The sequence below is a fragment of the Neobacillus bataviensis genome, from assembly GCF_019969725.1.
In genome coordinates this window covers 207,042-220,681 of record NZ_JAHXYW010000010.1, presented here as the reverse complement: position 1 = coordinate 220,681, position 13,640 = coordinate 207,042, and the positions used below count along the sequence as shown (strand labels likewise).

The 13,640-nt window shown below is 41.5% G+C and carries 17 protein-coding genes, 1 rRNA gene, 1 pseudogene and 1 riboswitch; of the genes and pseudogenes, 6 read left to right on the top strand and 13 right to left on the bottom strand.

Going from position 1 to position 13,640, the window contains the following annotated elements; translation table 11 throughout:
- The 4 genes and pseudogenes from LC455_RS22735 to LC455_RS22720 all read right to left on the bottom strand — a co-directional run.
- Nucleotides 1–84, bottom strand: a 16S ribosomal RNA gene (locus LC455_RS22735); the annotation flags it as partial.
- 392 nt (nt 85–476) lie between these two features.
- Nucleotides 477–716: pseudogene (locus LC455_RS22730) on the bottom strand (ABC transporter permease); the annotation flags it as partial.
- 1 nt (nt 717) lies between these two features.
- Nucleotides 718–966 (bottom strand): hypothetical protein, encoded by a 249-nt coding sequence (locus LC455_RS22725; RefSeq protein ID WP_223594274.1) that lies wholly within the window; start codon nt 964–966, stop codon nt 718–720.
- 253 nt (nt 967–1,219) lie between these two features.
- The gene (locus LC455_RS22720) at nt 1,220–1,357 is read right to left on the bottom strand and encodes a hypothetical protein (protein ID WP_223594273.1); all 138 of its coding nucleotides are present in this window, start codon (nt 1,355–1,357) and stop codon (nt 1,220–1,222) included.
- Between the two features lie 156 nt (nt 1,358–1,513).
- Between LC455_RS22720 and LC455_RS22715 the strand changes: the two genes are divergently transcribed.
- Nucleotides 1,514–1,681 carry an acyltransferase gene (locus LC455_RS22715; protein WP_223594271.1) on the top strand — a complete coding sequence of 56 codons (168 nt, stop codon included), beginning with the start codon at nt 1,514–1,516 and terminating at the stop codon, nt 1,679–1,681.
- 36 nt (nt 1,682–1,717) lie between these two features.
- On the opposite strand, the gene LC455_RS22710 is transcribed toward LC455_RS22715, so the two are convergent.
- Nucleotides 1,718–1,882 (bottom strand): hypothetical protein, encoded by a 165-nt coding sequence (locus tag LC455_RS22710; protein WP_223594270.1) that lies wholly within the window; start codon nt 1,880–1,882, stop codon nt 1,718–1,720.
- 49 nt (nt 1,883–1,931) lie between these two features.
- Nucleotides 1,932–2,016: riboswitch (cyclic di-GMP riboswitch) on the bottom strand.
- A gap of 189 nt (nt 2,017–2,205) precedes the next feature.
- Here LC455_RS22710 and LC455_RS22705 point away from each other — a divergent pair.
- Complete coding sequence (locus LC455_RS22705) at nt 2,206–2,961, top strand: M15 family metallopeptidase (RefSeq protein WP_223594268.1); 756 nt, start codon at nt 2,206–2,208, stop codon at nt 2,959–2,961.
- Between the two features lie 31 nt (nt 2,962–2,992).
- On the opposite strand, the gene LC455_RS22700 is transcribed toward LC455_RS22705, so the two are convergent.
- Together LC455_RS22700 and LC455_RS22695 are read right to left on the bottom strand one after the other, a co-directional pair.
- Complete coding sequence (locus LC455_RS22700) at nt 2,993–4,171, bottom strand: toxic anion resistance protein (protein ID WP_223594266.1); 1,179 nt, start codon at nt 4,169–4,171, stop codon at nt 2,993–2,995.
- Nucleotides 4,168–4,824, bottom strand: coding sequence for a 5-bromo-4-chloroindolyl phosphate hydrolysis family protein (locus LC455_RS22695; RefSeq protein WP_223594261.1), 657 nt, complete (start codon nt 4,822–4,824; stop codon nt 4,168–4,170). The genes LC455_RS22700 and LC455_RS22695 overlap by 4 nt, the downstream gene beginning before the upstream one ends.
- Before the next feature lie 299 nt (nt 4,825–5,123).
- Between LC455_RS22695 and LC455_RS22690 the strand changes: the two genes are divergently transcribed.
- Entirely contained in the window at nt 5,124–5,618 is a 495-nt protein-coding gene (locus LC455_RS22690) for a hypothetical protein (RefSeq protein WP_223594259.1), read from the top strand.
- 151 nt (nt 5,619–5,769) lie between these two features.
- Here the strand turns inward: LC455_RS22690 and gloA2 are convergent, their stop codons facing one another.
- The gene (gene gloA2, locus LC455_RS22685) at nt 5,770–6,156 is read right to left on the bottom strand and encodes an SMU1112c/YaeR family gloxylase I-like metalloprotein (protein ID WP_223594258.1); all 387 of its coding nucleotides are present in this window, start codon (nt 6,154–6,156) and stop codon (nt 5,770–5,772) included.
- Between the two features lie 107 nt (nt 6,157–6,263).
- Nucleotides 6,264–7,406 (bottom strand): non-hydrolyzing UDP-N-acetylglucosamine 2-epimerase, encoded by a 1,143-nt coding sequence (gene wecB, locus LC455_RS22680; RefSeq protein ID WP_223594256.1) that lies wholly within the window; start codon nt 7,404–7,406, stop codon nt 6,264–6,266.
- Between the two features lie 516 nt (nt 7,407–7,922).
- Between wecB and tagU the strand changes: the two genes are divergently transcribed.
- Nucleotides 7,923–8,855 carry a polyisoprenyl-teichoic acid--peptidoglycan teichoic acid transferase TagU gene (gene tagU / locus LC455_RS22675; protein ID WP_223594254.1) on the top strand — a complete coding sequence of 311 codons (933 nt, stop codon included), beginning with the start codon at nt 7,923–7,925 and terminating at the stop codon, nt 8,853–8,855.
- 81 nt (nt 8,856–8,936) lie between these two features.
- Here tagU and rbsK read toward each other — a convergent pair whose 3' ends face one another.
- Nucleotides 8,937–9,866 carry a ribokinase gene (gene rbsK / locus LC455_RS22670; protein ID WP_223594253.1) on the bottom strand — a complete coding sequence of 310 codons (930 nt, stop codon included), beginning with the start codon at nt 9,864–9,866 and terminating at the stop codon, nt 8,937–8,939.
- 184 nt (nt 9,867–10,050) lie between these two features.
- On the opposite strand from rbsK, the gene LC455_RS22665 reads away from it, so the two are divergent.
- Nucleotides 10,051–10,611, top strand: a complete 561-nt coding sequence (locus tag LC455_RS22665; RefSeq protein ID WP_223594251.1) for a glycerol-3-phosphate acyltransferase — start codon at nt 10,051–10,053, stop codon at nt 10,609–10,611.
- Between the two features lie 6 nt (nt 10,612–10,617).
- Here LC455_RS22665 and LC455_RS22660 read toward each other — a convergent pair whose 3' ends face one another.
- Nucleotides 10,618–12,114 carry a YifB family Mg chelatase-like AAA ATPase gene (locus LC455_RS22660; protein WP_223594248.1) on the bottom strand — a complete coding sequence of 499 codons (1,497 nt, stop codon included), beginning with the start codon at nt 12,112–12,114 and terminating at the stop codon, nt 10,618–10,620.
- On the bottom strand, nt 12,114–12,707 hold the full coding sequence (locus LC455_RS22655; RefSeq protein ID WP_223594247.1) for a transposase: 594 nt from the start codon (nt 12,705–12,707) through the stop codon (nt 12,114–12,116). Before LC455_RS22655 ends, LC455_RS22660 begins: the two co-directional genes overlap by 1 nt.
- A gap of 177 nt (nt 12,708–12,884) precedes the next feature.
- On the opposite strand from LC455_RS22655, the gene LC455_RS22650 reads away from it, so the two are divergent.
- Complete coding sequence (locus tag LC455_RS22650) at nt 12,885–13,139, top strand: hypothetical protein (protein ID WP_223594246.1); 255 nt, start codon at nt 12,885–12,887, stop codon at nt 13,137–13,139.
- Nucleotides 13,140–13,180: 41 nt separating this feature from the next.
- On the opposite strand, the gene LC455_RS22645 is transcribed toward LC455_RS22650, so the two are convergent.
- Nucleotides 13,181–13,621 carry a ferritin-like domain-containing protein gene (locus LC455_RS22645; RefSeq protein WP_223594245.1) on the bottom strand — a complete coding sequence of 147 codons (441 nt, stop codon included), beginning with the start codon at nt 13,619–13,621 and terminating at the stop codon, nt 13,181–13,183.
- Nucleotides 13,622–13,640 lie beyond the last annotated feature (19 nt).

The following is a 13,640-nucleotide window of genomic DNA, read 5'->3' as shown; positions in this document are numbered from 1 at the left end:
AGACTCCGAAGAGTCTCGCTCGACTTGCATGTATTAGGCACGCCGCCAGCGTTCGTCCTGAGCCAGGATCAAACTCTCCAAGAAAGTTGATTAGCTCATAAAATAAAACGTTGGCTTCGTTTCAAAAAGAAACGAATATTATTGTTTGTTGACGTTTTTGTTTGTTTAGTTTTCAAAGAACAATCTGCCGCTCAAAGACGACTATATCAAGATAACATTTCAAGTTGTTAAAGTCAACAACTTTTTTATTTATCTTTCATCGCCTCGCTGACGACTTTTCCTATATTACAGGAGATTAATAGATTGGTCAATACCTTTTTAAAAATAATTTATGATAATATAAAAAAACGTAGTAGATACAATAGTTTACCTATATTCAGGATTAAAAATAGTCACAAGTGATTGTTGTGTAAAAATCATAGTTCCCCGAACTAAAGTCCTTTTACACCAATTCGAATAAATGTTGACCAGCCTTACGAACGCTCCTGCACCATCCTGATTCCAAGCGTCATCATCGATGAGCCCATCACACTGAATACCGTCATCGACATGAGGTAATACGCCTGCTACTGTGCCTTGTCCGGTGCATTCGTATTGACAATATTCGTGAAGATATAATAGAAAAGAATCGGCATCACCAGCGACCAAAACACGATATAGCAATTCCTTAACACCCGAATAATCTCTGTTTTACATTGCATTTGAAATACTTTCATCTTATATAGCGTCCTTGGTGTTACCCGGTAATTGTTCGAATGCTTCCTCCAGCTTGCCGCGTTCAATTCGGATATCCCTCGTCTCGATTTTTTCGCGGACTTGCTTTTCATGAGGTTCGAGTTTAAACAGGTGGATCTCCCCGGCTGTTGGCTCGAGAAGCCCTAACCAGTGGTTTGGCATTTGGATGATAATGACTGAATAGGCAAAAAGTCTTGCTGGTTTATTCACAGGTTTTAAGGCAGTTACCAACAGTTATAGGATTGCTATCCACACTTCACCGCAATATATCCACACTTTTCAGACTTTTATACACAAATTATGTGCATAACTATAATTATCCGATTAATATCCACTTTCGTATCCACAATCTTGTTAAACTTATCCACTTTTTCCAGAGGTTTATCCACAAAATATGTTCAGGTATCCACATTAACACGTTGATTTGTCCACAACACGCATAAAAAAGACCTAGAACAGTATCTAGGTCTTTTGGCTTTTCTGATTATGTGGTGGAAGGGTTATTCTCGCTGGAATCGTTTTGATCAACGATTTCCTTGAGCTCGCCCGTATCGCCTTTTGCATTGATGATTTCAAATATTTGATTTAAGCCATCGCTTATTTTATCCTCATCTTTTTTCATTTTAACAGCCCTCCTCTTTTATTTTTAGGATGGCCTACAAGATAGGAAACTATGACAAATAATGTCGATAACATTCACAAACCACTTGACAATATCCGTCTTTTTTCACGTCTATCATTTGCTATCTTAAAAGAAAAACTAGTAGGGGGCAAGAGGATGGATTTTGAGATTTTGTTAGATGCCATTTTAGGAGAACGACGAATTTTCCACATAATTGAATGCCCTGTTTGCGGATTTGAAGAAATTTATTATGAACATCATGTAACGAAAAGACTGCTTGGACGTGCCTGTTCCTGCTGTAACTTTGTACAAAGGTTCTCATAAAAAAAGCCTGGAATCCCAGGCTTTTTTTGATAACGATTACATTTTTGCCCCTAGCTCCACGGCCTTGCTATTATGGTAGCTTGATTTCACCCTTAACTTCATTCTTAATTCCTCATCAAGGCAATCCTGCTGCAGGATTTCGTTGTGACGGTACTGGATTAAATGATAAAAATATTTGCCTCGAATAAACATTTTCAACACATGATAACCCCCCAATTGTGGTTTACATAAATCGCAGGAGTACGTCGTGTTCGGTAACTGGCTAGCATCGTCGTTAAACATTAGCCCCTTTAGTTTTGCGTCACCACTTTTCAATGGCTTTGCCGTTTCGTACGATTTATGTGTTTATCAAAAATATATCCAACAAATTTATAAATGAAAAGTGTCTTAGGACCCAACAGGTGGGTAATTTTTCTATTTTCCGCTAGGATGATTGTTTCTAAATAGGACTTGTGAGGTTTTAAGTCTATTAATAGTGTCCATGATGATAACAGGATTTAATTTTAAAAAAAAGGAAGTTATTCATGTTAAAATTATGGTCCCTTACTTTTTGTCTTCTCCTGACGGCTTTGATGTTAGCAGGCTGCATGGAAAAATTTCATTTTGCCCAGGAAGAGGAAAATATCGCTTTGAACAAACCATCATCATCTACGAACAAGACCCGCTCACAATCCTTGGATAGTATCTCTGTTGTCGCCAATCCAGAAAGTATCCCCGTTCTTGTCAATAAACAGCATAAATTGCCGGAAAATTATTCGCCTGAGGATTTAGTGGATGCGAATATCCCGTTTATTTTTAAAGAAAAATCCGAGAAGCGAAAAATGCGTGCGGCAGCGGCGTCCGCGATTGAAAAACTTTTTACAGGCGCTAAAAAACAGGGTGTAAATCTTTTAGGTGTTTCGGCTTATCGTTCACACATTGCTCAAACGGCTTTGTTCAATAGCTATGTAAAGCAAGATGGCTATGAAAAAGCATCAACCTATAGTGCGGTTCCCGGAACAAGCGAGCATGAAACTGGGCTTGCCATTGATGTGACTGGCGGGGATGGCAGGTGTGCGGCTGAGGAATGCTTTGGAGGAACAAAAGAGGCAAAATGGCTTCAGAAGCATGCCGCTGATTACGGCTTTATTATCCGCTATCCGAAAGGAAAGAGTGCCATCACCGGCTATACCTACGAGCCGTGGCATCTTCGCTATGTCGGAAAAACGATGGCTAAAAAAATCATGTCTCGTGACATTACCCTCGAGGAGTACTATCACACTGTGCCTGTTAATAAGTAAAAGGGGTCTCCATCTGGAGACCTCTTTTGTGTTATTTTCCTTTTATCTCTAATAATTTTATTTTTAGGTCGTTTTCCATTGTGGCAAGTTCTTGTTCAGCAGCTCGGCGTTTGTGGCGGCCTTCCTCTTGAATTCGCAAAGTTTCTTCGAGTGTGGAGATGAGGTTTTCCTGGGTCTTCTTAAGTGTTTCAATATCAACAAGGCCGCGCTCGTTTTCTTTCGCTGTTTCAATCGTATTTGTTTTTAACATTTCAGCATTTTTTAACAGCAGTTCATTTGTTGTTTTGGAGACCTGCTTTTGTGCCTCCACCGCATGACGCTGGCGGATTAATGTTAAGGCAATGGCCACTTGGTTTTTCCAAAGAGGAATGGCGGTCATGATCGACGATTGAATTTTTTCCACTAATGCCTGGTTCGTGTTTTGAATCAGGCGGATTTGCGGTGCGCTTTGAATCGTAATTTCCCGGCTCAGCTTCAAATCATGAAGCCGTTTATCCAAGCGGTCGGCAAATTGAATCATATCGTTGACCTCTTGAAACTTCATCTGATCATTGGAAGCCTGTGCCGCTTGTCTTAACTGCGGGATAATTTTTTCATTCATTTCCTCAAGCTTGATTTCCCCAGCCGCAATATAGACATTCAAGGCGTGAAAATATTCTTTATTCGTTTCATATAACTGCTCAAGCAGCTTGATATCAGACAATAGGACATTTTTGCTGCGGTCAAGCTTCACACTGATTCGGTCAATTTGCGCCCCAGTTTTTTGATATTTAGAGAGAACCTCCTGTATGGAGCCGGAAATTTTTCCAAACATACGCGCAAACAAGGATGGCTTCCCATCCTTTAGATCATCCGGATTCACTTCATTCAGGCGCTTCATTAAGTCGCTGATTATGTCTCCGATTTCGCCTACATCCTTTTTCTGAACGTGCTCGAGCATCGTGTGCGAAAAGCTGAGGAGCTTGCCTTGGGCCTGGGTGCCGTATTGAATCATCGCCTGATGGTTGGCGGGATCAATTTGCTCGGCAATCTGATACGCTTTTGCCCGGTGCTCCTCTGGAATGACGTCAATTAACTTGACCGGCTTTGGTTCCCCTGTCTGCGGGATCGGGCTTTTAGATGGCGCGTGTCCGTCGCCAAAGGGATTAGCAAGGATATCATCTAATAAGTTGCCCGATGTGTTGGGCTGAATTGGGTTGTTTTCGCTCATTTTAGCCACCTATTCTCTTCAGGAAATTTAGAGTCCTTTTGTTTTTTGATTGTATGCTTTGCGACATCTATTTCGAAATTTAAAGTATCGATATCATCCGATATGACGTGGTATAAATCCTCTTCCAAGACCCGTGTCATTTCATTTAAGGTTCGGCGTGTTTCAATTAAGGACTGGTCCAGCTCCATGCTTTTTTTCGGCTGAGTGGATAGGAAGTTATATTTCTCGGTCAGTTCCACCACGGAATCCAGATGAGAAAAATAAAAGGGCTCCGCCTGGTAAAAACGCTTCGGCTCTTTTAATGTCATTTTGTGTATTTTTTTGGTGATTCTTAGGATATCGATTCTCTGCTTTACAGACGAAATATCACGGATGGTGAAAAGGTTTTTATTCAAGCGATGGATTTTTCGCTTGGCTTCCTTTAAATTCTTCTTAATGTAGCGGTATTCCTTGCTTGAAAGCTGATGCTTTTTTAGAAAGTTCTTGTTCATGAACAGCCCAAGTATTAGGTGGGTTAAAACACCGCCCGCAATCGCATAGCCCAGGGATGGCAGGAAGTACTGATCAAGCGCTAAATAGCTGATTAACCCGGTTAAAACGGTGACAGGGACAGCCACAAATGAACGAATGATTAATGAAAGGATAGGGTTCATAAAAATCGACTCCTGACTAGGTTTCCTTTATATTCATACGAATAAAATCAATAGAATGTTTCACATTCTTGTAATTTGTACCAAAAGAAATGATTTCCATCTACTACTTCCACAATACATGAAAAAACTCCTGCCCGCCATAGACCTCAAACGGAAAGAAAACTAGGACTTGAGACGTATTTTGGACATCCTTTCAAGGGGAGAAGAATTCACCAATTTCTAATAATATGGGCACAAACCCAAGAATTATCTAAAAGGGTACATAGGCTAATTATGATTATGAGGAGAAAGGAGATCGTATGTATTATCCTTATAGAATGCCCGTAGAGAGTTATCATGGAATTCATCACCATGCACAGCATCATTATGAGGACAACCATCATGGGGGCCATCACCATGCACAACATCATTATGAGGACAACCATCATGGGGGCCATCACTATGCACAACATCATTATGAGGACAACCATCATGGGGGCCATCACTATGGACACCATACCGATTCCCATTTAGGTCTTGGTCAAGTTGGTAAAGGGCTCCTGGGTCTTGGTTTGGGATATTTAGGCTCTGGACTGCTTGGAGGCATGGGAACTGGAGGATTTGGCGGCTATGGCGGCTTCCCAGGTTACGTCCCTGGGCCGGGTGGTGGAATTTACGGCTATGCTCCGGGTGCTGGCGGCTATCCCGTTCTCGGAAATGTCGGTTACCCAGGATATGGACCGAATATAAACCCCTACACATTGAGCAGCTATGGCACCTGGTCCCCACAAGAATACGGCCTGCCGAGATACTAGCTGTTTAATAGTGACGTTCATTTAATGGTGTCATTAATGGTGTCAGGCACCGCTCGTGGACAGTTAGGCTAAATTGTCCATTCCACGCGGACAAATTAAAAAAGAAGGGCAGGGTGAACGATTGGTTATGGTCTCCTGCTCTTCTTTTTGTTTATTTCTCATAGAGTTCGATTGGCAGTCCGTCTGGGTCGGGGAAGAAGGTGAATTTCTTGTTGGTTAAAGGATCGATTCGAATCGCCTCAACATTTATTTGGTGTTTTTTAAAGTAGGCTGCTGCCTCCTCAATATCGTCCACTTCAAAGGCAATATGTCTTAAACCGGCAGCTTCAGGGTAGCCTGGCCGTGCTGGAGGGTTTGGGAATGAAAACAATTCAATCTGATATTGTCCATTTATTTCTAAATCCAGCTTATAGGAATCTCTGTCCTCTCGATAAACCTCGCTTATAGGGTTCATCCCTAAAATCCGTACATAAAAATCCTTCGACTTTTCATAATTAGTACAAATGATTGCTATGTGATGAATTTTATTAAACTTCATTAATGGCCACACCTTTTCTTCAGAATTCGATAAATAAACAGCCCTCTTGTCTTCTAACCAAAGACAGGAGGGCTGATAAACCTTACATAATACTAGTATTTCCCTGCTTACGCCATGTCGGCAGGTCGTTGTTCGCTTCTTCCGAAGTGATAAAGAATCGCTTCAACGATTCGTCTGGAGGCGAAACCGTCTCCGTATGGATTAGAGGCTTTTGCCATTTGGTCATGGGCGGACTTATCAGACAATAATTCATCTGCCAGCCCAAAGATGGTTTCTTCATCTGTTCCTGCTAGCTTTAATGTCCCCGCTGCAATTCCTTCAGGCCGCTCAGTTGTATCGCGTAAAACAAGAACAGGAACACCCAAAGATGGCGCCTCTTCCTGAACCCCACCGGAATCAGTCAAAATTAAATAGGCCCGTGAAGCAAAGTTATGGAAATCAATTACATCCAACGGCTCGATCAGCTGAATTCGATCGTTTTCTCCCAATACCCGATTAGCAATTTCACGAACCACAGGGTTCATGTGAACTGGATAAACGACTTGTACATCAGCATGTTTTTCCACTACTCTGCGAATCGCACGGAACATGTTTTCCATGGGTTCACCGGTGTTTTCTCTTCGATGGGCCGTCATTAAAATTAATCGATCGTCCCCAAGCTTATCCAAAACAGGATGGGAGTAATTCGTTTTAACGGTTGTTTTTAATGCATCGATCGCGGTATTTCCTGTAATAAAAATTGCTTCTTCTTTTTTATTTTCTACCAAAAGATTTTGCTTTGATTGTACTGTTGGCGAAAAATGAAGATCAGCTAATACACCTGTCAGCTGGCGGTTCATTTCCTCAGGGTATGGTGAATACTTGTTATGTGTGCGAAGTCCTGCTTCCACATGACCAATCGGAATTTGATTATAAAAAGCCGCTAAACTCGCCACAAATGTTGTCGTTGTGTCACCATGAACGAGAACGATATCGGGTTTTACCTTTCCCATTACATCATTAAGCCCCTCTAAGCTTCTTGTTGTCACATCAATCAAGGATTGGCGTTCCTTCATTACATTTAAGTCATAGTCAGGTGTAATTTCAAAAATATTTAAGACCTGATCCAGCATTTGGCGGTGCTGTGCTGTTACCGTTACAATCGATTGAATTTGATCAGGATGTTTTTCTAATTCTTTAACAAGCGGAGCCATTTTAATTGCCTCCGGTCTTGTTCCAAATACGGTCATTACCTTCAATTGATTTGTCATAAAAACCTCCAAAGAATATATGTACCATCATTATACAATTCACTATTAATATTTAAAAATTGACAGCCAAATCATAGCCTAACTATCATGATATCAAATTACACTAGCTGGCAAAAGCATTAACCGAATGAAAACGGTATTTAATGAAAACAAACTGGCTGGTGAAGGTGAAAGTGAACAATGCATGAGATTACTTAGCTTATTTATTTAGAAAACTCATTGAATTTTAATAAAAGAGTAATGGGATTTATTTACTATGAGTGTTAAAATAAATGGTAACTTACATACTATCATGAGAATACAAGCCTTTTATTTCCTTCATACAATGGACCCATCTTCAAGACACTGCATTTCAACATAGAAAACCTGCTGCACCAGCACCATGAATCATACCTTCAATCATCCATACATATCACCCATCACGAATGTCCACCCAGGGCGGACAAATTAACCGAAGTGTCCACGAACGGTGCCTGACACCATTTTGCATCATTATTATTATGGGGGTTTTATCATATGAGATCTCAGGAGAAGAGAAGTAGAAAGTGGTTAAAGGTGACGGGGATTATTTTATTGCTAATCTTTGTTGCTGTGGGTGTTTATAGTTACACGGTTTATAAATCTCTAAAAACTGCTGTAGTAACGATGCACCAGCCGGTTGAACGAATCCAGCCGGAAAAGCGGGAATTGCCGGTAGCATTGGAAAAAAAGGTGCCCTTCTCCGTCTTAATGCTGGGTGTTGATGAACGAAAGGGTGACAAAGGCCGTTCTGATACCATTATTGTGCTCGCCGTGAATCCCAATAATAACTCAGTAAAAATGCTAAGTATCCCGCGAGATACTCGCACTGAGATAGTCGGAAAAGGGAAAGAGGATAAAATAAACCATGCTTATGCTTTTGGCGGGGTTCCCATGTCTATGGCTACCGTTGAAAATTTCCTCGATATCCCAATTGACTATTATATGAAGATTAATATGGAAGGTTTTAAGGACCTTGTCGATGCGGTTGGCGGGGTAAACGTCCAAAATGATTTTGAATTCGATCAGTATGGTTTTCATTTTGGAAAAGGAGATATTACCCTAGACGGTGAACAGGCTTTAATATTTTCTAGAATGAGATACGAGGATCCGCGCGGGGACTTCGGCCGTCAATCAAGGCAGCGGGAAATCATTAAAGCGGTCATTAATGAGGGTGTAAGCGTATCAAGCTTAACGAATTTTTCCGATATATTTACTGCCCTTGGAAAAAATATTAAGACAAATCTGACCTTTGATCAAATGGTTGATATCCAGAAAAACTATCGAGAAGCCGGAAAGAACATTCAACAGATGGAAATAAAGGAAACAGGCACAATGATCAACAAAATCTACTATGGCATAGTAACAGCTGCAGAAAAACAAAGAATCCAAACCGAACTGAAGAGGCAATTAGAATTAGAAGCGAAATAAGATAATTGAAAGGGATGACAAAAAAAGTATAATAACACTTTTAAATTCATCCCTTTTTTATTTTATCTGCATTTTGTTCTATTACTTTACAACATCTTCCCGCTTTAATATTTCCTCGACTTCGTGTTTATAAGGCATAGCAGGTGCTGTACCAATTTTTGTCACGGAGAGGGCGGCAACTGCATTGGCGAAGGTCATCGCTTCACGGACAGAGTACCCGATGCTAAGCGCGTGAGCAAATCCCCCATTAAAGGCATCGCCGGCCCCTGTTGTATCAACAGCCTCTACTTTGAGACCCGGAACCAATTCACCCTTCTCACCGCCAGTATAAAGGAACGCGCCTTTCGATCCAAGGGTGATAATCACCTTCTCAACACCCAATCCATGAATTTTCCTCGCAGCCACTAAAGCAGATTCTTCATCTTTTACTTCTACCCCGCTCAACTCAAATGCTTCTGTTTCATTTGGAGTAATATAGGTTACATCCGAAAGAATCTCTCTAGGAAACTCCTGGTATGGGGCGGGATTCAAAATGACCGGAACATCATATTTTTTTGCTAGTTTCAGCGTAGTTACCACCGCTTCAATACTTGTTTCCAACTGGAGCAGGACGATGTCTGCAGTTTTGAACCTTTCCTCCGCTACTACTACTTCCTCTTCTGTAATAGTTCCGCAGGCTCCCAGGGCGACAACAATGCTGTTTTCACTTTTATCATCCACGGCGATCAATGCAGCTCCAGTTGACTGGCTTGGATCGACCTTAATATATTGATTATTGATATTTTCTGCTAAGTGTTTTAATGCCTCTTGACCAAAAAGATCGTCACCCACTTTGGTGATAAACGTAACCTCTGAGCCGCACCTTGCCGCTGCGGTCGCCTGATTTCCACCTTTTCCTCCAGGCCCCATCTGAAACGGTCCCCCTAGAACTGTCTCCCCCGGCTTTGGAAGATGTGGTGCTCGGCTCATTAAATCTACTACATAACTACCAATTACAAGCACATTAGACATAAATGCCCTCCAAATAATGACCTAAATTCTCTCTAAACAATAAACAGCATATAGTACTTAAAGATATTAGCCTTCTCCTTCAAACTAAAAGAGGTGGATGTATTTTCCACCATACTTTTATTATATATAATTCAACTTGTTACGGCCTACCAAAATTGCACACAACTAGAAAGGTGTGATTCGAGTGATTTGGCTATATTTTGCCTGTTCTTATTTCATTGGGTGCATTATGTTTGGATATCTGATTACAAAATTGCTCTTTCAGCAGGATATCCGCAGGCAGGGGAGCGGAAATGTCGGTGCGCGGAATGCCGGGCGAATTTATGGCAAAAAGGCCTTTGTTATCACATTTCTTGGGGACGCTTTAAAGGGCATTCTGATCATTTTTATTGGCCGGTACCTCAGTTTCTCTGAACCTATTCAATTAATTGGCCTCGCTTTTGCCATCATTGGCCATTTAAAGCCCGTCACTCTTAAATTTCAGGGCGGGAAAGGTATTTCAACGTTCATCGGCGGGATGGTTACCTTCGAGCCCTTCCTTGCACCTGTGATTATCCTGGCATTCCTTGTCACATATCCCTTCACCAAAAGCTTTACCTTTTCAGGATTAGGAGCATTCCTTGTCATTCCAGTGTTTTTGTTTATCCAGCATGATAATTGGGAAACCGGTGTACTGGCAATCCTAATCCTAGCTTTAATACTTCTTGCACACTCTGAAAATATTAAAGTTCGATTGAAAAAATAATTCCGATCAAGCTCCCCCATTCCACTTGACTGCTGCCCAAATACTTTGGTCGGTGATGCGGGAGCTCCCTTGCAAGTCGGAGATCGTCCTGGCGAGGCGGATGATTTTAATTTGCGTTCGATTGCTGAGCCCTTTATTAAAAGATAACTTTTGTAAATCCACTTGCTGCCCCTCTGACAATGGGCTTGTCCTTAAAAGCACCTCAAACGGAACCCGGCCATTGCAAACTTCCTGCCCATAGCGTTCAAATTGCCTTTCCCTTGCTTCAACCACTCTTTGGCGAACAGCCCTTGACTCCTCCCCTGCCTTTTCCGTCATAGCCTTACTGAAATCTACCGATCTTAAGGAAAGATTAATATCAAAACGGTCTCTAAGCGGACCTGAAAGTTTATTTTTATAAGCAAGAATCTGCTTCGGCGTGCAGGTACAATATCGCTTATTGGAGCCTGCATATCCGCAGGGACACGGATTCATGGCAGCCAAAAAGATAAACTGGGCAGGATAGGTAATCGTCGCATGTGTGCGGCTAATGGTAATCTCCCCATTTTCCAGTGGCTGCCGAAGCATATCCAAAGTTTTTTTCGAAAACTCACCAATTTCATCGAGAAACAACACACCGCGATGGGCCAGCGATATTTCTCCAGGCTTAGGGTATTGGCCGCCTCCAATAATCGAGACACCTGAAGCGGAGTGATGAGGATTCCGAAAAGGAGGCAAAAATGTTCGAGGATATTTGTTCCGGCTCAATTGATACAAACTTATAACTTCGAGCTGGGCTTCCTTACTTAATTCAGGCAGAATCGTCGGAAAACTCCCGGCTAACAGACTTTTTCCACAACCCGGCGGGCCCGTCATCAAGACATGATGCTCACCCGCAGCTGCAATCTCAAGCGCCTGTTTTGCGCTCCTATGGCCAATAATCTGTTGAAAGTCTAAAAAATCGGCGCTTTGGACACATAGCTCCTCCTGCTTTTCCAACAAAGGAGGAACCCATTGGTCCGAAAGATGACCGATTACATCCTGCAACGATGAAACAAAGATGATTTCCAAACCATTAAATTCAAGCACAGGCAATTCATCATCAAAGGGCATATAGAGCCATTTAATCCCAAGCCTTTTCGCAGCAAGCGCAGCTGGCAGCATTCCTTCAACCGGCTGAATCGAACCATCCAATGACAGGGCTCCCAAAAAACCAGTTCCTTCTGGAATGACCACATCTAATTCATGCAAACTCAACAACAGACTAATCGCCATCGGCAGATCAAACATCGGGCCAAATTTCTTTTGATCGGCAGGCGACAGATTGATTGTAATTTTTTGACCAGATAAGGTATACCCCAATGAGCGAAGGGACGCAATAATACGCTCCTTGGCTTCCTTCACCGCAGCATCGGGAAGACCGACAATTTTAAACGAATCGGTCCCAATATAGGTACCAACCTCGACATTGACCCGGTACCCTTCCATTCCTTTTAGGCCAATACTCGACACACGTGCCCACATTATAACATCACCTTTTCGCCCATATAGAGCTTACCATCTTCCCAGAAAAATTTATCATTCCAGCGGGAATTCATATATTGCTGATAATGCTGTGTCTGTGGGTGAGGAAAGTAGGACAGAATCGGCTGGGGTTCAATTAACGGAATATCCTTCAAGTCGATGTAAGCTCGATAGCTGCTCCATGGATACTCCTCAGGCAGGTTCACCACCCCGGCGCTGACAGGATTTAAGTGAATATATTTACTGACATCGATTTCATATTCAGGGGAATTGAGCAGTTCAGCGCCATAGCGCTTTTCAAATACATGCCCCGAATAATCGTACTTTTTATTAAAAAATTTCGCGTATTTCGTATTGAGGTTTTTTATTATGATGCTGAGCGGAGATTCAAGTGTTTCAATCTGGAGATGGATATGATTGGTCATCAAACAAAACGAATGGAGGATGAATGGGTATTGCTTCCTTGTTTCTTCTACTAAATTGAGGTATTTTTCATAATCTTCTTCATCATAAAAAAGCGAATTTTTTCTGATTCCCCTGCTGGTCACATGATATTTCGCACCGGCAAACCACAATCTTGTGCTGCGTACCAAAGTAAATCACTCCCTTTGCATTATCTACTTTTTATTATACTGGAATCAGCCTTTTCGATTAGCAGTATTCACAATATTTAACAAAATGTTCAAAGCTGAAAACGCCCAAGCTGTCGAATGTATAAAAAGTCCTGCCTGCTAATATTTATTTACTATAACATTTTACATCTAGGGGGTATGTCTCTGAAAACGATAAGATTCCTTCAATGGCTGATTGGTATTTTCCTATTGGTGTTCGGCATTTATCTTATTTTCGGAACCCAGGAATTTTTCGGTACCATATTAATTATTGGGGCCTTTTTAATTTTTCCCACAGTAAAAAGAAAAGCACAATCCAATGATTATTACGATAATAATGATGTTTCTAAAGATGACAATACTTATGCTGGCGGGGACAGTGACGGCGGCGGCGGGGACTCAAGAGGAGATTAATAAATTTATATAAAAAATGTCCCCTACTTTGGGGACATTTTTTACTGCATCTTTGAAAAAAAGTACAAAAACCACACGGCATGATTTTGTTCATCAGCTGCCGCTCTTCGAAAAATCCTTCTTATTGCTGGGTCTGTCGCTTCATCAGCGATTTCATGATAAAAATCAACGGTATGCTGTTCATCCTGCAGGGCAAATTCCAAGCCTTTTTTATAAACATTTGGACAATCTTCCGTGATCTTTGGCTGGGGCTGTCTGCCTGTTAAACGGCTATAAAGCTGGACAAACTGCTGATAATGCTTAACTTCATCCTCACGAATTTCAAGAATTTGCTTCCGTTCCTTTTCATTCGCCGCAAGTGTGGCTAATTTGGCATAGCAATTTATTGCACTATATTCACCATTAATAGCTTTTTCAAGATCAGTAATCATTTTATGAGGCTGCCTGTTTATCGCATCGTAGTAATTTGTGTAAGGATACATAACTCGCCCTCCGTTTTCG

Excerpts from the sequence above, each read along its gene's own strand:
- LC455_RS22720 (WP_223594273.1), bottom strand. The coding sequence starts at position 1,357 with ATGAAAAAAGATGAGGATAAAATAAGCGATGGCTTAAATCAAATATTT.
- LC455_RS22715 (WP_223594271.1), top strand. The coding sequence starts at position 1,514 with ATGGATTTTGAGATTTTGTTAGATGCCATTTTAGGAGAACGACGAATT.
- LC455_RS22705 (WP_223594268.1), top strand. The coding sequence starts at position 2,206 with ATGTTAAAATTATGGTCCCTTACTTTTTGTCTTCTCCTGACGGCTTTG.
- LC455_RS22700 (WP_223594266.1), bottom strand. The coding sequence starts at position 4,171 with ATGAGCGAAAACAACCCAATTCAGCCCAACACATCGGGCAACTTATTA.
- LC455_RS22695 (WP_223594261.1), bottom strand. The coding sequence starts at position 4,824 with ATGAACCCTATCCTTTCATTAATCATTCGTTCATTTGTGGCTGTCCCT.
- LC455_RS22690 (WP_223594259.1), top strand. The coding sequence starts at position 5,124 with ATGTATTATCCTTATAGAATGCCCGTAGAGAGTTATCATGGAATTCAT.
- gloA2 (WP_223594258.1), bottom strand. The coding sequence starts at position 6,156 with ATGAAGTTTAATAAAATTCATCACATAGCAATCATTTGTACTAATTAT.
- wecB (WP_223594256.1), bottom strand. The coding sequence starts at position 7,406 with ATGACAAATCAATTGAAGGTAATGACCGTATTTGGAACAAGACCGGAG.
- tagU (WP_223594254.1), top strand. The coding sequence starts at position 7,923 with ATGAGATCTCAGGAGAAGAGAAGTAGAAAGTGGTTAAAGGTGACGGGG.
- rbsK (WP_223594253.1), bottom strand. The coding sequence starts at position 9,866 with ATGTCTAATGTGCTTGTAATTGGTAGTTATGTAGTAGATTTAATGAGC.
- LC455_RS22660 (WP_223594248.1), bottom strand. The coding sequence starts at position 12,114 with ATGTGGGCACGTGTGTCGAGTATTGGCCTAAAAGGAATGGAAGGGTAC.
- LC455_RS22650 (WP_223594246.1), top strand. The coding sequence starts at position 12,885 with ATGTCTCTGAAAACGATAAGATTCCTTCAATGGCTGATTGGTATTTTC.
- LC455_RS22645 (WP_223594245.1), bottom strand. The coding sequence starts at position 13,621 with ATGTATCCTTACACAAATTACTACGATGCGATAAACAGGCAGCCTCAT.